This window comes from Domibacillus sp. F004, assembly GCF_057814295.1.
In genome coordinates, this window is sequence record NZ_JBVATB010000068.1 from 1 (window position 1) to 279 (window position 279).

1 protein-coding gene is annotated in these 279 nt (G+C 40.9%); it reads left to right on the forward strand.

The window, feature by feature from the left end:
- Positions 1-18 precede the first annotated feature (18 nt).
- The coding region (locus tag ACZYRN_RS19440) for an ATPase, T2SS/T4P/T4SS family (protein WP_488913206.1) at positions 19-279 on the forward strand (261 nt) is incomplete at its 3' end.

Here is a 279-nt window from a genome sequence, read left to right on the forward strand (position 1 = left end):
GGCGGTACACTGACTGATATCGATTCATTTTCCACTCATGAAGGGGAACGAATGATATCTTATTTAAAGTTCGCTGCATCGATGGATATCGGAGAAAAGCGAAAGCCGCAGAGCGGGGCATTTAAACAGATCATTAACGGCATTTTGACTTCTCTCCGCATTTCAACATTACCAGCCATTACTAAAAAAGAAAGTCTTGTTATTCGGCTCCTGCCGCAAGAACACGTACCATCTCTTTCTAACCTAACTCTTTTTCCTGAAACAGCAAAAAAATTAACA